Here is a 16,476-nt window from a genome sequence, read left to right as displayed (position 1 = left end):
GCTAATGGCATGGGATTGTAAATGATCATTTTTTTTTCAATTCCCTAACAAAGTTGGCCACAAAAATTACAATGTAACTAAACGACAATTTTACAGGATGTTTTTGCAATAACTAGCAAACAAAAGTTGTTTAGTTAGTAGTAATGAAAAAAAAATTCATGGCTCCGTTATTAGATGAAGTCATATAGAAGCAGACCCACGGTAATTTAAAAAAGACATCAGTCCCCTTTGCTTATCTCTGGAATGCGAACCATAAATCCCATTTCAATTTTATTTCATGTTTCTTTAAGTGCGCCTTATTTTATTTTAGTTCTCTAGCCATATGAGATGTCATTATTTTGTAAATGCAGACAATTTGAAAAATAATTCACCTTTAGGTTAAAATCACTTAGAATTGTACTGGAAAATATTTTATGATACAATTAAAGTGCAGCTTCAAGTCCTATAGGCTCTCAATAAAAGAGTTTTTAATTTGAGAGTTTTCCCATTTTTTTTGTGACTCCCCTACTCTTATCAGTAACCCATCATTCATAAATCAGTTCGCCTCTTTAAACAAATAAACTTCGATAATTCTTCTGTCGAAGCATTCAGGGATTCGGCAGATTGAATAATCATAAGTAAAATTTCTCTCAACTCATTATTTCCAAGATTTACATCTTCACACAACAATTTTGAAAGACCTAGAATATTGGCAACGGACTTTCTAACCTTGTGAGAAATTGCAAACATCATCTGCTCTAAACCACTGTTAAATTCTTCCATATTCAACTCTTTTTCTGTTTCTCTAATGTTCAAATTTACATTAGCGATTTTTAAATCGTTAGTACATCTTTCCAGCTCTTCGTGATTAAAAATAAGTTCTTGCTTCGCTTTTTTTAACTTATCTAATATAATATCCTGATCCATAATTTACCATTAATAAAGTTATGTTAAAAGTATAACATTTAAAACTACTTTTACCACATAAACACACACAAAATCAACCACTTACCAAATATTAAGTTTTTTATCTAGATGTTTTCTCATAATTAATCTTGGGAGCTAAAAAATAAATTATTTTAAGAAATAAATATTTATTCTGATGGGTATTCCAGAGCAAACCCAACAGTCAATTCCGGGCAAAGTAAACAGTTATTTTTGGGATGAAATGACGGTTCTAAATTATTATGCTTCAAGGAAAGAAAACATTTCAATGTTTAATTGCGATACTGATCTAAAAATACATTTAGAGCCTTAGAGGGCATCTCATTATTTCTATAGATTAATAGTGTGGTCATAGTAGCGAGTTCTTTACCAATAGGAAAAGTTTTTACATTTCTTTTACTGTAATACTGATTTACCACTTCTACTGGCAGTATACTAATACCAAGGCCAGCTTCAACAAAATTAATGATACCTTCTATTGAATTGAGCACAGTACTTTTATAACGTAATATTCCTTTTGAACCCAGCCAGGTTTCAAGTCTTGCCCTGAAAAAACAACCTTGCCCAAAAACCACTATCTTTAAAGGTTCTTGTTTTAATAGTACTGAAAGCTTATTGACATCGCCTGCTGCAATTATTACAAGCTGCTCATCACGAACAACAAGTTGCTGTAAACCCGGAATATTTATCGGCGCCGCAACAAAAGCAGCATCGAGTTTATAGCTCAGTACATCCTGTATTAGTGCGGGCAGCATTGAGGAATGAAATTCAAGTTCTACATTGGGATAAAGCTCAGCAAAACCTTTAATAATTTCAGGCACTTTAAGAGCCATAGTAGTCTCAATACATCCTATACGTATTGTCCCTCCTATTTTTTCTGCACTCTGAATATCACTTTTCGCATCATCTAATAATTTTCCTATTTTTTTAGCATATTGTAAAAGTGTTTCTCCGGCCTCAGTTAGAACAACTTTTCTCGATACCCTTCTAAACAGTTCTGCTCCAAATTCATCTTCGAGATTTTTTATGCGCGCCGTTACATTAGATTGCACCGTAAAGGTAGCTTCTGCGGCTTTTGTAAAACTTCCGAGTTTTGCTGCCGCTTCAAATATTTTCAAATCATTACTATTCATAGTATCACTTTTAGTGATTGATCAGATCATTATAAATCGTTTTCAGGTATCAAATATAGAATGTAATTTTGTCATAAACAATTGAAAAAATGAAAAATACAATTAAATCATTAACTCTAATTCTAGTTATAATTATGCTATCACAAACAGCTGCAAAAGCACAAGGAAAAAACAGTTTGACTGCAAAAGGAAACATTGAAATTCAGCCTACACATTACAACAAGATAGAGGTCAACGGACTAAAGATATTCTATCGTGAAGCCGGAGCAAAAGATGCACCTACTGTATTATTGCTTCACGGTTATCCTACATCGTCTCACATGTTTAGAAATCTTATTCCTATGCTAAGTAAAAACTATCATGTAATAGCTCCAGACCTGCCGGGCTTTGGTTTTTCAGATGCACCGGATCATCTTAAGTTTGAGTATACTTTTGACAATCTTGCCAGCGCTATGCAGGGATTCATTGACCAGCTTGGCTTAAAACGTTTTGCTATTTATGTCTTCGATTATGGCGCACCAACCGGATACAGGCTAGCTCTTGCTAATCCGGAAAAAATAACCGGCATCATATCACAAAATGGTAACGCCTATGAAGAAGGATTAAGTACAGGCTGGAATCCGATCCAGAAATACTGGAAAGATCCTTCTCAGGCAAACAGGGACGCACTTAAGGATTTTGTTTCTAAAGAATCGACTTGGTTTCAGTATCATGAAGGTGCTTCGGATGCTGCTCTTATCGCACCTGAAGCATACACATTAGACCAGCATTTTCTGGATCGCCCAGGAAACATCGAAATACAGCTTGATCTTTTAAAAGATTACCGAACTAATGTTGCTTTATATCCTCAATTCCAAGCTTACTTTAGAGGTAAAAAACCCATGCTGTTAGCTGTTTGGGGCAGTCAGGACCCTTATTTTCTTCCTGCCGGAGCAGAAGCTTATAAAGGTGATAATCCAAATGCAACTGTAAAATTTTACAAAACAGGTCATTTTGCCCTTGAAACACATTGCACAGAAATTGGCACAGATATATTGTTATTTCTTTCCAGACTTCCTAAATGATTAAGACATACAATTTTTAAAATAGCGGCTATAAAAAGACCGCTATTTTTTTTGGACCTGATACTTTTTTTTACAAAGAATTAAGGCTGTGTGTTATTTTAAATAAATAAATTAAAAATTATCGTAATATTATGCATTGAAAGTATCGCTTAGGTGGAAAATCCAAAAATTGAGCTTAATTTAGTTTCAACCCAATATAATACCGGAACGGATACTGGCCAGGTTCACAGAAATAGTGATGGCCCTGACCTATACCCCGATTGCTTCGCCACTTCGCTATCGCGGGTGAACCGATAGCGGATTAGCTCCCGAAAAAAAGATTTGGTTTTATCATAGAAATCAAAATGACAATATCGTGTCTGAGCTTTGCAACTTTAAAAGAAAAATTAAGGTCAAAAAAAGCTTGACTTAATGATAGAGGGCACCCGGGTGCAACGTATAGCGGGAAGAGCTCCTAAAAAAAGCTTTATTTTTCGCGACAGGAATAAAAAAATTCCCAATTATCCAAAATAGCTACTCTTTGAATTTCGATTTCAAGAAATACAAATGATCCTGCCAGCAACCCTTTTTAATCCAAATCGCGTTTTCGATACCGGGAAATTTTATAAAGGTCACTTATCAGAAAATAATTAGTGAATGATCTTGTTATAAACTAAAACACCCGAAACCTTTAATAGTAGTAGAATTTGCAAAGTTAAAAGTACTACTTCAAATTATTATATTTTTTTTACCAGACTTTTCAGATATAATTATCTCTTGTAGGGACTTAAAAAGCTTTCTAAAGTTGGTACTCTTCTTCAAAAACTGCACTTTCTTGAATTTGGTAATCGCTTCCTGTAGCATATGTCCTGAATTTCGAGAATAAAGTACAATTGGAATTCTTTTTAGACTTTCAATATCTCGAAGTAATTTAAGAAATCCAGTTCCATCAAGATCTAGCATATTATAGTCCAAGAAAATTATGTCGGGTGATAATTTTGAATTCTGAAGCTTTTTTAGAGCTTCAAGTGCACTACCTTCTACTGATGATCTAATTTTATGATTAATTGCACTGACAACTAATACAAAAGTCTCTGCATCATCGTTAATATCGTTGACTAGTAATATATTTTTGTATTTCATCTCTAAACTAAATTTTACAGCAAAAAAGTTCTAATCTAAGCCAGTTATTGTCTTTAAATTCACTGCAATTTTATTACAAAATAAAACTATATCAAAGAGCAGTAATGCTAATTTGTAATAACTCTGAAAAACTTTGTAATAACTTACGGTCTGTATTTTAAATTCATAAATATAAAGTCAGTGACTATGATATTTTTTTTATTTCGTAAACAACAAACTTAGTAGAATGGGTTGATTTTTGATCCTTGAGAAGCAAGCCCTTTATAGCAAAAAGTCAAGAAACGCTTAGCAATTTCCTAAAGTTGATTTTCTCGGTTTTCTGGCAGAACCCTGGCACATTAGGTTTCAGATTTGGTACTTTTTATCGCAAAATTTAAAGACTGCCTCTTTTTACATTTTGTAACAAAATTATCTATATAAATAAAAAATCTGCATCGAAAAGGAAGCAGATTTATATAATTTAAAGAAATTAATCTTAGTTATTTCTCACTAAAAGCTTAACTTCAATATTAGATCTTGTCGCATTTGAATAAGGACAAATCTGATGCGCTTTTTGGGTCAGTTCCTGAGCCTCTTCAATAGAAACTCCTGGAATATTCACATCCAATTCTACTGCCAGACCAAAACCACCGTCTTGATTTTGCCCGATACTTACTTTTGCAGCTACCGAAGTTTCTCCTGTTTGAGTTTTTGATAAACTAATAACACGATTCAGTGCACTATCAAAACACGCTGAATATCCTGCCGCGAAGAGCATTTCGGGATTGGTAAAGTCATCATTGGCTCCACCTAAAGCTTTGGGCATCCTAACCTGAAGGTCCAAAATTCCGTTTTCACTTTTCACCTGTCCGTTTCTTCCGCCTTTTGCAGTAACACTGGTTGTATATAATGTTTTCATTTTATTTTTGAATTTTATTTAAAATTTTCTCAACAGTTCCTTTGAGCTCCAATAGATCTTCTGTTGTTAGATTGAGTTTCTCCTGCATTTTTGCAGGAATTTCACATGCTTTTTGCTGCAAATCTCTTCCTTGATCAGCTAAAAAAACTTCAACAACTCTTTCGTCTTCTTTTTTTCTTTTTCTTAGGACAAAACCCTTAATTTCAAGTTTTTTTAAAAGCGGTGTTAAAGTTCCACTGTCCAGATATAGTTTTTCCCCTACCTGATTCACCGTCAAGCCATCCTTCTCCCAAAGTACCATCATCACAAGATACTGAGAGTAGGTAATTTGAAGCTCATCGAGAAATGGTCGGTACAAACCAATAATTTCTTTTGCGATAACATAAAGCGGAAAACAAAGTTGGTTTTCCAATTTGAGAGGGTGGTAATTATCCATAATTTAATGCTAAAAAGTGGAGTTAATATTATTTTCTGATAATAAATTCCTCCATAGGAATTCTAACTTTCTTCATTTGTGAAAGCCAGTCGTTTTGGGTATCTCTGTAACCCAGATATAAAAGGGTAACACTTTTTAGACCTAACTCCCTAAGATCCAAAATCTCATCTACCACTTTATTGCTAAAACCTTCAGCCGGAGTGGAATCAATTCTCAGTTCGGCTGCCTGAGCCATTGCCAAACCTAATGCAATATAGGTTTGTCTTGCTGTGTGGGCAAAATGCTCCTCAGGAGTTTGAGCTGCGTAGATTTGCTTGATTTGATCAGTATAACTGCTGAAACGACCTCTTGGTAATTCTCTTACATCAGTGTGATGATCATACACTTTATCGATTTTCTCGTTAGAATAACTCTCCCATGCGGCAAAAACCAAAACATGAGAACAATCTCTCATAACTTCGGGATTTAATGCCCCTTTTACCATTTTCTCTTTCAACTCCTGATTCTCTACAACAATCACGCGGAAAGGCTGTAAACCAGATGAAGTTGGAGCTAATCTTGCAGCTTCTAAAATTTTATTTAAATCTTCTTGTGAAACTTTTTTTGTTGAGTCGTATGCCTTGACGGCATGTCTCCAGTTTAAATCTTCTATTAACGACATTTTTTTTTATTTTATAAATTAAACATCTGATTCTTAAAATTATTGGAATCAAAATAATAATGCAAAGCTACAGAATAATTAAATTGCATACAATTTAATTTTACGAAACATATTTTTTAAATGAAGTCTATACTATTTGCTTCCATACCAATTGGTGCTAAAAAGCGATTAAGAAAAATTACTTTAACTTAATCGCTCTTTTAAAAACTGTTTAAATTTTATTTTTTAATGCCTGCTTTAATACAGTTTAACTATAATTAAAATTTAGGCAATAAAACTTTGTCAATTACATGAATTATTCCATTTGAGCATTGCACATCCGTAGCGACAATATTACTTACTCTGGCACTTGCATCGGTGATTTTTGCACCACCAGTCAGGCCAATTGTAAAGTTTTGTCCTGCAAAAGTACTTACAACCTGACCATTTGTTAGAGCTGATGACCGAACATTTGCACCGGCTAGTACATGATACTTTAAAGTTGTCTCAAGAACATTCGATGGAACGGCAGGAAGTCCTGAAAATCCAGTTTCGGTTAAAAAACTTGTAAAGGCTGTATTTGTAGGAGCAAAAACAGTAAAAGGTGAACTGGCTGTTCCTGATAATATTGCTGCAAAACCCGAGGCCGGATTATAGGTTAAAGCTGACACCAGGGTTGTAAAATTTTTATTGGCAATAGCATGATTCACAATAGTAGGAAGTCCAATAACCCCGTCAACTACATGAACAACTCCATTGGAGGCTTCAATGTCTGGAGTTGTTACTGTCGCGCCACCATTTGTTTTACCTCCATTTACATCGACATTCGCCCCCTTTTCGATATACATACTGATAGTATTTGAAGCTGATGCGCCGCCCTTAGCTAACGTTTTAACATAACCCGTTGTAATTTCGGTTGATTTTACTTTTGCACTTAACACATGATTGAGTAATATTTCCTTTAAAGCAGCAACAGGAACTGCATCAAGATTGGCATAACCTTTAGCAGACAAAAAAGCAGTAAAAGCCGTATTGGTAGGTGCAAAAACGGTGTAAGAACCCGAGGAGTTCAATGTAGCGGTGAGACCTGCTTTTTCCAAAGCAGCAACCAAAGAGCTAAGATTAGGATTTGCTTTGGCAATTGATGCGATTGTTTGAGGTTGCTCAGATGGGTTATCATCATCATTATTACATGAAATACTGACTAAAGTAATTAAAGCTAAAAAAGCAATTAATTTAAATTTGATTGTTTTCATAAGATATTTGTTTTTTTATTAACCTAGCTAAGTTAATTAATTTTGTTTAACAAAAATACAAAAAGATTAAACAAAATAAACATTTTAACATTTTAAAAATTATTTACCTAATTAAATACCAGTTACTTATGTAATAATAATAATGGATGAATGGTAAGTGTTGAAGAAAGAAAGAAAGAAAGAAAGAAAGAAAGTTGACCACAAAATAATCAATCAATAAGCAAATGAAGGGGCTTTGCTAAATATATCAGTATAGTCAAATATACTTTATGCTCTAATTATGAATATATAAAAAAACGTTATACATTTAAATCCCCTTAAAACTAATAAAATGATAAAGAACGGTAATATTCTAATAATAGAAGATGATGCAGATGACAAGGAGATTTTAGAAGATGTAATCGTATCTCTTGGCAACACTAACAAAATCGTGTGGAAAATCAATGGAGCGCAGGCACTTTCCTACCTATGTGAGAGTAATGAAAAAATGCTGATTATTTTTTGCGATGTAAACATGCCCATTATGAATGGACTGGAATTAAAGCGCCTTATAGATGCTGACCCGGTTCTCAGAAAAAAAAGCATACCTTTTATTTTTTATTCTACCGCAGCAACGCAAAATGCTATTGAAGAAGCCTACACCACACTTAGTATCCAAGGTTTTTTCAGAAAAGAAAATGACTATCATAAAACAAAATCAATTGTCAATAATATACTGGAGTACTGGAAAAACTGCGTTCACCCAAACACATAAATTTACTGCTTTACAATCTTTAAAAAAAGAGCAGTAACTCTCTTGTTTTTGCTCTAATTAATTATTTTTTAACTGCAACTGCTATTACTTTTCGGATCATAAAGCATTGCAGTGCACAAACAGTTTTTTCTTTCTTTATTGTTTAATATAGTGCAATTAACACAGGTCTTGCAATTTTCCCAAAAAAGATCATCACTGGTAAGCTCCGAGAAGGTAACAGGCTCAAAACCCAGCTGATGGTTTATTTTCATTACCGCAAGAACAGAGGTGAAGCTAAATATAAGTGCATCGGGATACTTCTCTCGACTCAGCTCAAAAATCTTTCTTTTAATTCTTTTTGCAAGTCCGGTATGTCTGAATTCAGGTGCTACAATAAGCCCGGAATTAGAAACATATTTTCCATTCTCCCATGCAGAAATAAAAGAAAAGCCTGCCCATCTCCCATCTGATGTAAAAGCGATGACAGCTTCACCTTTTTTCATTCTTGTTTCCAGCAGTTCAGGTGAACCTCCTGAAACACTATTGCCCTGGGCTATAGCAGATGATAAGGTAACTTCGCATATCTGCCTGATCCAGAAAGTATGAGAGGACCTGGCTCGTACTACATCAAAATCAACTGGTTGCTCACTAGCATCGACAGGCAATTTTTTAGAGCTTTGAGATGAACTTGAATAGAAAAAACCTCTCTTGTTAAGGGTTATTATTGGATCTATTAATGGGTTTATAATCTTCATAAGGTTAAAGTATTTGAGAGATCATCATAATAGTAATAAAAAATACGATGGTAAATACCAACAAGTTTATAACCCTTTCTTTATTGCTTATCGATTTATTTGATAAATATAATTTTGTAAGCTCCTTGTTTCTTGTTTTATCTACTTTCATGGTTATTTAAATTGAGATTGTTTTGGGTTTATGCGAACTTATCTGCGCTGTCACGAAAACTGCTACATTTTTTTCAAAATCAATTTATAATATTGATTTGAATTAATAAAGCAACTGATTTTGCAATGGTTGAAAACCATTGAGAAAAAATCACACAAGAGTCGAAAAGTCGTTAATTAGACTCCTTTTCTTTTGGGTTATACAACATGGCTGTACATAAACAGTTTTTTCGTTCTTTATACATTAATATCGGGCAATTGACACAAGTCTTACAATCTTCCCAAAAATCGTTGTCTGCTGTCAAATCTGAATAAGTGACTGGCTCAAAACCAAGTTCGTGGTTCATTTTCATCAAAGCCGAACCAGTGGTCAGACTAAATATTATCGCCTGGGGATATTTCTGGCGGCCCAACTCAAAGATTTTTCTTTTAATTCTTTTTGAAAGATCTGTATGAATGAACTCAGGAGCTACTATAAATCCTGAATTGGAAACATACCGATCATTATCCCAGGAAGATATAAAACAAAAACCTGCCCATCTCCCATCTGAGGTAAAAGCAACAACAGCTTCACCTTTTATCATTTTTGTTCCTAGAAACTCTGGAGTACGTCCTGAAACTCCTGTTCCGCTCTCTTTGGCAGATGCTAATGTAGCATCACAAATTTCTTCTATCCAAAAGACATGATCTGCGTTGGCTACCTGAACCGTAAAATCTATTGGATCAGAAACTTTATCATTAAGCAGTAGTATTGTTTTGCTTCGCACAGAATCAGGTCGAAGAAAATCTGTGCCTGAAAAATCTATATTGCGTTGTTGGGTTTTCATATTTGATTTAGTATTCTTTTATTTTGTTTGTACTAATGAATGAGAAATACAAAAACATTATACCCAAATCACATACCACTATTAGGCGTATAACCTCCTAAAGCCTGTATATCAATAATTTGTTTTAAAAAAAACATTTAATACTTATTTTATATCCTTATCAAAATGATATGATCTTATCATTTTGATCAAATTTTAGCAGCTCATTATTACTGATCCCAACAGGGGATCTAAACCAAAATACTAAAGACATATAAAGACAGCCTCTACTTCCAATACGCCAATCTAATCTCTTCAAGTCTTTCATAAAATGCATGGAAATTTGTCTGGTAGAGGTCACAATCAGGCGGAAGTTTAAGCCCTGTAAGTAACTGGGCAAAGAAAATTTTAACGCAATCCCTATAGCCATCAAAAGCAAAAGATTAGGTAAAGCTCCCAAAGTTTTGTGAATTGCGCCTTGCTTTGATATCGCAAAAGGATGATGTTTAAAGCTTAACAGAATGACATTGCCCGAGGGACCACTCTTAATGAATTAATTCAAATTCTCAGATAAACAATTCAGTAAAACAGCAATTTGTAATAAAAATCATTTACGTACAAACCAATTTTAGTATTTGGTCGAAAAACACATACCTGATAAACCAGCCACCCGAATTAATTAATTAATTAATTAATTAATTATTTACACAGAAAGGCTCGGCGTATCTTAACTTATTTGCCTGCAAAGATTAAAGGATGCTCTTTACCTTTGTAGTAAAAAATAAAACCACTACTTTATTTCAAATAGTGGTTTTGTAATCAATAAATAATGATCCATACAATTATACAGTAAGTCTCAAAAAACTATATGTACTATTTTACAATAGGCTATTCGATTATTATTTTTTTGGTTATTTTAGTTGAATTTTGAGAAATCATCGCCACATATATACCTCTGGCAAGTTTAGCTCTAATAACTTGATTGGTATTAGATTTTAGATTTTTTGTTTCGTATAATGGCCTTCCCTCTATTGAGTATATAGCTAAAGAATAATTTTCCTCTGACTGTGAAGCAAAATAAATATTAAACTCTCCACCCTTTGATGGATTTGGATATACTTGGACATCAGTATTTATTAAAACATTATTCTGCTCTGCACTTCTTGAAGTATTTCCTATTTTATTGAACTTAAATAATTGACATGAAGTCCCGTAATAATCCCAAAGTTGAAGATTTGCTGTGCCATCCATATTACAATTAGAAATGTCCCAGCCTTTTGATGTATTTAGGGCTGATTTTATGCTATAATAACCATTCCCCACATCGGTTACTAACCATTTTTGAGCATCATTGCTATAACTATCCCAAAGTCTTATCGATTTTCCATTTGTCGGATCTGCGCTATCAAGATCAATTACACGTCCTGTAGCACTTGCATTTGATTTAAAACGCCAATAGCCATTTCCAGCATCAATAGCAATCCACTGTTGTGCCGTTGCCCCTGATTTATCCCAAGGACGCATTACAGTGCCATTTGCATTAGTGCCATACTTAAGATCTAATACTTTATTTGAATTTGTTTTAAATTCAATTTCATAAACACCATTGTTTATTAATGGTGAGGTATTACTACAGATTTGTGATGGTATATTACTATTTGCATATACAGAGAACCACTGCTTCACTGGCGCCCCGCAAGACTCCCAATCGTTATTAAAAGCAGTTGTAACATTATAGGGATCTGCTTTAGTTATCAGCCCTTCTGGTGCCAGCAAATTCCAACTACAATTTCCCGTAGCATCAATTCTGCCTTTCATATTAAGACCAAAACCGCTTGTTGTACCAGTACCCCATGTTTCAGCGCCACTAGGAGACCAATCTGTTTCTGTTATCATAATAGGGGCTACATTAGCAATGGGCTGCACATTAGCATTCCAGGCATTGTTAAAACTAGTGGTATTCTCCGCATTAGCTCCCCAATATCCCGGATAAACATGAACAGCATAACCTATATTTCCTCCTGTTATCAAATGGTTTGGATATCCTTGGTAATGAGATTGATATCCCGTTCCTGGTATCCAGCAAACATTATTTGCGCCATTGCCCTTAATTATATTTACTAAATCCTGAAAGTAATTATGCAAAGCGGCAAAATGCTCATCACCCGTTGCACCCCAATTTCCATTTGTCCCAAGTATTTCTATAGGTTCATTGGCTATTTCAAACATAACATTATCTACATTCTTTAAACTTGGATGGTTCGAGAGATATCCCCACACCTTTCTTAAATAATTATGGTAATTGTCCCCATAAGCAATTCGTTTAGGACATACACCAGGAGGACGAAGCACAACATAGAGTCCTCTGCTTCTGGCATGATTAATTAAAGGGACTATAACTTGATTTACATAAGTTACTAATCTATTGTAATCAAAGCATGAGATATCATTTTCTGCTGCTGAGCAACCAGGTGTATTGGTCCAGTAAGGGTCAATATGAAGCCTTATATAATTTAATTTCCATCCGTTATTGGTATCGGTGAGCGCATCCATAAGGGCATTATTATAATTTAAACAACCTTGAACATTATAGTTATCCCAACGACATTGATTATAAGAGCAACCATTAAACCAGGGACTCGGAGTAATGGCAACACCATGTAATAAAACGTTTTTCCCGCAAGGATCCTTTAAATTCTTGCCTTCAACATGCAGAGCAGGCAGCGGCATTCCTGGCCATGCAAATAATTGTACAAGGGGAATAAAAACTAAAAATAGAAAAAGTAATTTTTGAACTCTTTTCATAACTTAAATGGTTTGATTAATAAATATCCTATCTCACCTTTGAGTAGGTTTTTTACTGCTAATTTAACAATAAAAATAATTAAAAAACAACCGATTGTCTTATTTGTTTTATTAATTACAAAATATAATCCCAATAAAATAGATTATACATATATTTATAGCCAAAAAATAATTAAAATCACTAATAGCTTCTTTTTCAAACTAAAGCTTACAAGTTTAAAAAAAAGCTGGCTTAGAATCTTACAAAAAAATATAGAATTAGTTTTTACAATTATCCCAAATAATGATTATTATTTACTTTCAAACATTCAAAATAAAGATTAAAAAAGCAGACATTCAAAACAACTGGTTGCTTAACTATCTTAAATAATTCTCTGGCAGCTCTCACAATGAGCTATAAGAATTGATTCAGTCCCAATTTTTGATTTTTAATAATTATTAAAATAGTATTTTAGCATACAATTAAGGCAGTTCCAAGCTGCTCAGATCAGAAGAATTTAACCCTGGATTTATTAAGTGTTTATAAATATGGAAAAAACATCTTTAAACAAAGTGTCTTATAATAAGATTATACCTTTGTGGACCTCCGTGAGAAATACTGCTAAGGTGAACAGCCCCATTATTGATTTGGCGCAAAAGATTAAGCCAAAAGGGAAAATTCTTGATATAGGCTGTGGTACAGGCAGGCCTGTAGCAGAATATTTTGCTGATAAAAATTTATCGGTTACCGGAATAGATCTCTCTGAGAATATGATCGCCGAAGCAGAATCTAATGCAATAAGAAATTCACGTTTTTTTGTTTGTGATTTTTTTGATTTTTCAAGTGAAGAAAAATTTGATGCAGTAATTGCATGGGACTCCCTGTTCCATTTTCCAAAAGAGAGACAGAGAGACATTTATCTTAAAGTTTCAAGTTTGCTGACCCTTGGAGGATATTTTCTTTTCACACATGGAAAACAAGAAGATGAACATATAGACCAGATGTTTGGTGAATCATTCTATTACAGCTGTTTATCAAAAAAAGACGTTATGAGATTAATGAAAAAATCAGGCTTTGTAATTAAATATTCAATTGAGAATTTTTCAGAAAATAATGATACTAGGCACTGGGTAGTACTGGCAAAAAAAGAGTTCGAGTTATAGTGCGAAAGTTTTTTTGTGCGCAATTAAAATTATACTATAATACTTGGTTTTAATTTAAAATAAGTAATAAAGATTCTTTGGCATTTGCCAGAATCAAATATAGGAATTTAACTAATTTAAAAATTAGCCCGCCAATTTACAGAATGATTTAAACATACTCCACTTATCTAATTAACTGATCTTTATAAACATACAGACAAATTCAATTCCGCCAAGAGTGTTCTTTGCAGATTCAAAACTTTTAATACCCTAATGTGTTTTGATAAAAACGATGGTTCTGTTCGAGAACATTCTTAAGATATTTACCTTGCCAGATTTTAATCTTTGACAGCGAACCCTTGTTATATACTTTGATCGCTGCTGCATTACAACCCTTTTATCAATGTTTATTACTCGTGGTTTTTAGTTTTATTACTAATTGCTTTAATTAGAAAACACTAAGCGCTCATTCTCTGTCTTTTTCTGGTCAAAAGAAAGTCTGCCTTATCGCCTAATTTATCTACCGGCAGATATAAATAAGACCAACTACCATTTACTTTGATAATAGGTCTCATCTAATCTCTAGCTCTATCCACTCTGCCTTTTCTCTTCTTTATCTCTGAGACAATCAAAGTGTAAATTTATACACCCAGCGCTGAAACGTGGCAGGATCCACAAGCACTCCTCTGATCTTCATTATTTGTTCACTTTGCTGTTTTTTTTGATTTGAATCGCAGCCTTTTACGATCAATTACAGCATCGCTTTTCTTTGTAAAACTGAAGCTCTTGGTCTGTTTTACAAAGAAGCCTTTCCAAAAGCGCAATCTTCTCCTCATAAAGTCTTGTGACCAGTTCAAAGTTCTTACCGCTGCATGAGCTGGGGCCTTTTACAATAATACTCTCTTGGTTAAAATAGCGATGACTCTCAAAACGGATGATATTCTCCAGAGGCATTTCCAGAATAAGAGCCAGCTGCTGAAGTTTCTCCAGGCTCAGACTTGTTTTGCCTTTTTCAATTTTACTGTAACCGGCCTGGGTTATACCGAGCTGATCTGCAATATATTCCTGAGTGTAATTTTTTAATTCCCTTATACTTTTAATCTTATCGCCTATTAACATTTTGATGCTGTTTTAATCCTCATAGCCCTGCCTGCAAAATCCAATTCGAATTATTCATATCTATGATACTGCCGACACCCTTGTGAATCTCCATTAATTATTTTGGTGTAAAATTAAGCTTCAGAAAAAAAAACAGCAATAACATTTGTTTATGTTTTGGATCATTCCTACTCCACGCCACGCTTGAGACGGCTTAAATGAACCGGGCTAATATTAAGGTAGGATGCAATATAATGCTGGGGCACACGGGTGAGTATCTTTGGAAAAGAAGCGTTCATGCTGTTGTAGCGCTGCAGGGGAGTTTGGGTGTAAAACGCCTTGATTTTATCGTTCATTAAAAAAAAATAATCCTCCGCAATAAGCCTGCCTAACTTTTCTCCATTGCGAAGATTGCCGTAAAGCAGCTGTAGCATATCATAAGTGATCTGCACCACTGTTGTATTTTCAAGAGCCTGAATATAGAAATCGGCAGGAATAACCTTTAAAAAACTTTGGTAATCTGTAGCAAAGGTATTTTCCAATGAAAAATGGAATGTCTTTTCATCATCATTCTGATCAATAAAGTAAATCCGAAGTAACCCCTTTACCACAAAATAGATCCCCCGGCAGACCTCTCCTTTGCAAAGAATGATTTCCTTTTTTTTAATACGCCTGACAATAAACATGGATTTACACTGCTGCCATTCCATCTCGTCAATCTCAATATATTGGAGTATAAGATCCCGTATACCTTCAAAGTCATTATTCTTTTTGTTCATCTGCAATTTACATAACAATATCTTATTGCTATAACGCTTTAAGATATGCCTTATTTTCCATGCTGATGCACGAGGGAGTCAAATTCTTAGAAAAGAAGTACCCTGGCTGTTTCTGCACAAAAGATCTTCGGCACTATCACCTGATTTCAACACAAAAGTAACGATCCATTTTGAAACAACAGCTAGCCTAAAGTTCAAGTTTTATTAAATAAAAAACATTACAGCTCTACTTAGATCGATTAAAAGGATATTGTAAAAATAAAAGTACCCTGCAAAATCAATAGAAATTACAGGGTATCAAAACAAGTAATAATCTTCCAAAACTACTTACCCGTCTGACTGAACTTAAATATATACTCGGGCATCAGGCCTGTTTTTAGAATACTGATTTAAATGGAACCTAAGCTGGTCTATTACCTCTTTCTTTGTAGCGTTGATATTGATAAATTTAATATCAAACCAGCTTTTTAATTCTTTAATGTCCTTAGGCTTCTTCTTTAATGATGACGCAAATAGTATCTGAACTCTGGAATTTAAAATTTTAAAAAACTCATTTAAATTAATTTCATTGTCGGCCACAAAAAGAATTAAATTATAATCATACAAACTAAAATCAGCACCTTCAGTTCCTGAAAAAGCAATAAAGTCACAATCAGAAATTCCTTTTGTAAAATACCTGAGAAAAACCCCGCTCTTATCATAAACCAGAATTTTTGTTCTCTCGAGAATAACTGCCATTTTAATTACTATATTAA

18 protein-coding genes are annotated in these 16,476 nt (G+C 33.9%); 4 read left to right on the top strand and 14 right to left on the bottom strand.

Going from position 1 to position 16,476, the window contains the following annotated elements; all coding sequences use genetic code 11:
- Positions 1-528 precede the first annotated feature (528 nt).
- The gene (locus GIY83_RS05390; protein ID WP_208685437.1) at positions 529-906 is read right to left on the bottom strand and encodes a hypothetical protein; all 378 of its coding nucleotides are present in this window, start codon (positions 904-906) and stop codon (positions 529-531) included.
- Between the two features lie 290 nt (positions 907-1,196).
- Entirely contained in the window at positions 1,197-2,057 is an 861-nt protein-coding gene (locus tag GIY83_RS05385; protein WP_208685436.1) for a LysR family transcriptional regulator, read from the bottom strand.
- A gap of 89 nt (positions 2,058-2,146) precedes the next feature.
- Here GIY83_RS05385 and GIY83_RS05380 point away from each other — a divergent pair, with 89 nt between their 5' ends.
- Positions 2,147-3,121 (top strand): alpha/beta fold hydrolase, encoded by a 975-nt coding sequence (locus GIY83_RS05380; protein WP_229029223.1) that lies wholly within the window; start codon positions 2,147-2,149, stop codon positions 3,119-3,121.
- A gap of 708 nt (positions 3,122-3,829) precedes the next feature.
- Here GIY83_RS05380 and GIY83_RS05375 read toward each other — a convergent pair.
- The 5 genes from GIY83_RS05375 to GIY83_RS05355 all read right to left on the bottom strand — a co-directional run bounded on the left by GIY83_RS05375 (position 3,830) and on the right by GIY83_RS05355 (position 7,473).
- Positions 3,830-4,243 carry a response regulator gene (locus tag GIY83_RS05375; protein ID WP_208685434.1) on the bottom strand — a complete coding sequence of 138 codons (414 nt, stop codon included), beginning with the start codon at positions 4,241-4,243 and terminating at the stop codon, positions 3,830-3,832.
- Positions 4,244-4,718: 475 nt separating this feature from the next.
- Positions 4,719-5,141, bottom strand: coding sequence for an organic hydroperoxide resistance protein (locus GIY83_RS05370; RefSeq protein WP_208685432.1), 423 nt, complete (start codon positions 5,139-5,141; stop codon positions 4,719-4,721).
- Position 5,142: 1 nt separating this feature from the next.
- Positions 5,143-5,577 carry a MarR family winged helix-turn-helix transcriptional regulator gene (locus tag GIY83_RS05365; protein WP_208685430.1) on the bottom strand — a complete coding sequence of 145 codons (435 nt, stop codon included), beginning with the start codon at positions 5,575-5,577 and terminating at the stop codon, positions 5,143-5,145.
- 28 nt (positions 5,578-5,605) lie between these two features.
- The gene (locus tag GIY83_RS05360) at positions 5,606-6,238 is read right to left on the bottom strand and encodes an NAD(P)H-dependent oxidoreductase (RefSeq protein ID WP_208685427.1); all 633 of its coding nucleotides are present in this window, start codon (positions 6,236-6,238) and stop codon (positions 5,606-5,608) included.
- A gap of 257 nt (positions 6,239-6,495) precedes the next feature.
- A complete protein-coding gene (locus tag GIY83_RS05355) occupies positions 6,496-7,473 on the bottom strand; it encodes a fasciclin domain-containing protein (RefSeq protein WP_208685425.1) in 978 nt (325 codons plus the stop codon).
- 331 nt (positions 7,474-7,804) lie between these two features.
- Here GIY83_RS05355 and GIY83_RS05350 point away from each other — a divergent pair, with 331 nt between their 5' ends.
- Positions 7,805-8,227 (top strand): response regulator, encoded by a 423-nt coding sequence (locus GIY83_RS05350; RefSeq protein ID WP_208685422.1) that lies wholly within the window; start codon positions 7,805-7,807, stop codon positions 8,225-8,227.
- A 68-nt stretch (positions 8,228-8,295) separates the two neighbouring features.
- Here the strand turns inward: GIY83_RS05350 and GIY83_RS05345 are convergent, their stop codons facing one another.
- The 3 genes from GIY83_RS05345 to GIY83_RS05335 all read right to left on the bottom strand — a co-directional run bounded on the left by GIY83_RS05345 (position 8,296) and on the right by GIY83_RS05335 (position 12,722).
- Entirely contained in the window at positions 8,296-8,961 is a 666-nt protein-coding gene (locus GIY83_RS05345; protein WP_208685420.1) for a GNAT family N-acetyltransferase, read from the bottom strand.
- A gap of 323 nt (positions 8,962-9,284) precedes the next feature.
- Positions 9,285-9,938 (bottom strand): GNAT family N-acetyltransferase, encoded by a 654-nt coding sequence (locus tag GIY83_RS05340; protein WP_229029222.1) that lies wholly within the window; start codon positions 9,936-9,938, stop codon positions 9,285-9,287.
- 867 nt (positions 9,939-10,805) lie between these two features.
- Positions 10,806-12,722 (bottom strand): RICIN domain-containing protein, encoded by a 1,917-nt coding sequence (locus GIY83_RS05335; RefSeq protein WP_208685418.1) that lies wholly within the window; start codon positions 12,720-12,722, stop codon positions 10,806-10,808.
- A 12-nt stretch (positions 12,723-12,734) separates the two neighbouring features.
- Here GIY83_RS05335 and GIY83_RS05330 point away from each other — a divergent pair, with 12 nt between their 5' ends.
- Both GIY83_RS05330 and GIY83_RS05325 read left to right on the top strand, forming a co-directional pair.
- Entirely contained in the window at positions 12,735-13,046 is a 312-nt protein-coding gene (locus tag GIY83_RS05330; protein ID WP_208685416.1) for a hypothetical protein, read from the top strand.
- Positions 13,047-13,250: 204 nt separating this feature from the next.
- Complete coding sequence (locus GIY83_RS05325) at positions 13,251-13,865, top strand: class I SAM-dependent methyltransferase (RefSeq protein WP_208685414.1); 615 nt, start codon at positions 13,251-13,253, stop codon at positions 13,863-13,865.
- A gap of 437 nt (positions 13,866-14,302) precedes the next feature.
- Here the strand turns inward: GIY83_RS05325 and GIY83_RS25160 are convergent, their stop codons facing one another.
- The 4 genes from GIY83_RS25160 to GIY83_RS05305 all read right to left on the bottom strand — a co-directional run bounded on the left by GIY83_RS25160 (position 14,303) and on the right by GIY83_RS05305 (position 16,459).
- Positions 14,303-14,419, bottom strand: coding sequence for a DDE-type integrase/transposase/recombinase (locus tag GIY83_RS25160; protein ID WP_208685412.1), 117 nt, complete (start codon positions 14,417-14,419; stop codon positions 14,303-14,305).
- Between the two features lie 172 nt (positions 14,420-14,591).
- Complete coding sequence (locus GIY83_RS05315; RefSeq protein WP_208685410.1) at positions 14,592-14,963, bottom strand: helix-turn-helix domain-containing protein; 372 nt, start codon at positions 14,961-14,963, stop codon at positions 14,592-14,594.
- Between the two features lie 167 nt (positions 14,964-15,130).
- Positions 15,131-15,721: a Crp/Fnr family transcriptional regulator gene (locus GIY83_RS05310; protein WP_208685392.1), complete on the bottom strand. Its 591-nt coding sequence runs from the start codon at positions 15,719-15,721 to the stop codon at positions 15,131-15,133.
- 345 nt (positions 15,722-16,066) lie between these two features.
- On the bottom strand, positions 16,067-16,459 hold the full coding sequence (locus GIY83_RS05305; RefSeq protein WP_208685390.1) for a hypothetical protein: 393 nt from the start codon (positions 16,457-16,459) through the stop codon (positions 16,067-16,069).
- Between the last annotated feature and the right edge of the window lie 17 nt (positions 16,460-16,476).

Origin of the sequence: Flavobacterium sp. SLB02 (assembly GCF_009664855.1) — a bacterium.
In the GTDB taxonomy this organism is placed as follows: domain Bacteria; phylum Bacteroidota; class Bacteroidia; order Flavobacteriales; family Flavobacteriaceae; genus Flavobacterium.
Note: the sequence above shows the minus strand (reverse complement) of the source record. Positions and strands in the feature narration are given on the sequence as shown.

Bases quoted from the DNA above. Each gene is read 5' to 3' on its own strand.
- GIY83_RS05335 (WP_208685418.1), bottom strand. From the start codon at position 12,722: ATGAAAAGAGTTCAAAAATTACTTTTTCTATTTTTAGTTTTTATTCCC.
- GIY83_RS05380 (WP_229029223.1), top strand. From the start codon at position 2,147: ATGAAAAATACAATTAAATCATTAACTCTAATTCTAGTTATAATTATG.
- GIY83_RS05345 (WP_208685420.1), bottom strand. From the start codon at position 8,961: ATGAAGATTATAAACCCATTAATAGATCCAATAATAACCCTTAACAAG.
- GIY83_RS05315 (WP_208685410.1), bottom strand. From the start codon at position 14,963: ATGTTAATAGGCGATAAGATTAAAAGTATAAGGGAATTAAAAAATTAC.
- GIY83_RS05340 (WP_229029222.1), bottom strand. From the start codon at position 9,938: ATGAAAACCCAACAACGCAATATAGATTTTTCAGGCACAGATTTTCTT.
- GIY83_RS05365 (WP_208685430.1), bottom strand. From the start codon at position 5,577: ATGGATAATTACCACCCTCTCAAATTGGAAAACCAACTTTGTTTTCCG.
- GIY83_RS05370 (WP_208685432.1), bottom strand. From the start codon at position 5,141: ATGAAAACATTATATACAACCAGTGTTACTGCAAAAGGCGGAAGAAAC.
- GIY83_RS05390 (WP_208685437.1), bottom strand. From the start codon at position 906: ATGGATCAGGATATTATATTAGATAAGTTAAAAAAAGCGAAGCAAGAA.
- GIY83_RS05325 (WP_208685414.1), top strand. From the start codon at position 13,251: ATGGAAAAAACATCTTTAAACAAAGTGTCTTATAATAAGATTATACCT.
- GIY83_RS05310 (WP_208685392.1), bottom strand. From the start codon at position 15,721: ATGAACAAAAAGAATAATGACTTTGAAGGTATACGGGATCTTATACTC.
- GIY83_RS05350 (WP_208685422.1), top strand. From the start codon at position 7,805: ATGATAAAGAACGGTAATATTCTAATAATAGAAGATGATGCAGATGAC.
- GIY83_RS25160 (WP_208685412.1), bottom strand. From the start codon at position 14,419: ATGAGACCTATTATCAAAGTAAATGGTAGTTGGTCTTATTTATATCTG.
- GIY83_RS05385 (WP_208685436.1), bottom strand. From the start codon at position 2,057: ATGAATAGTAATGATTTGAAAATATTTGAAGCGGCAGCAAAACTCGGA.
- GIY83_RS05360 (WP_208685427.1), bottom strand. From the start codon at position 6,238: ATGTCGTTAATAGAAGATTTAAACTGGAGACATGCCGTCAAGGCATAC.
- GIY83_RS05305 (WP_208685390.1), bottom strand. From the start codon at position 16,459: ATGGCAGTTATTCTCGAGAGAACAAAAATTCTGGTTTATGATAAGAGC.
- GIY83_RS05355 (WP_208685425.1), bottom strand. From the start codon at position 7,473: ATGAAAACAATCAAATTTAAATTAATTGCTTTTTTAGCTTTAATTACT.
- GIY83_RS05375 (WP_208685434.1), bottom strand. From the start codon at position 4,243: ATGAAATACAAAAATATATTACTAGTCAACGATATTAACGATGATGCA.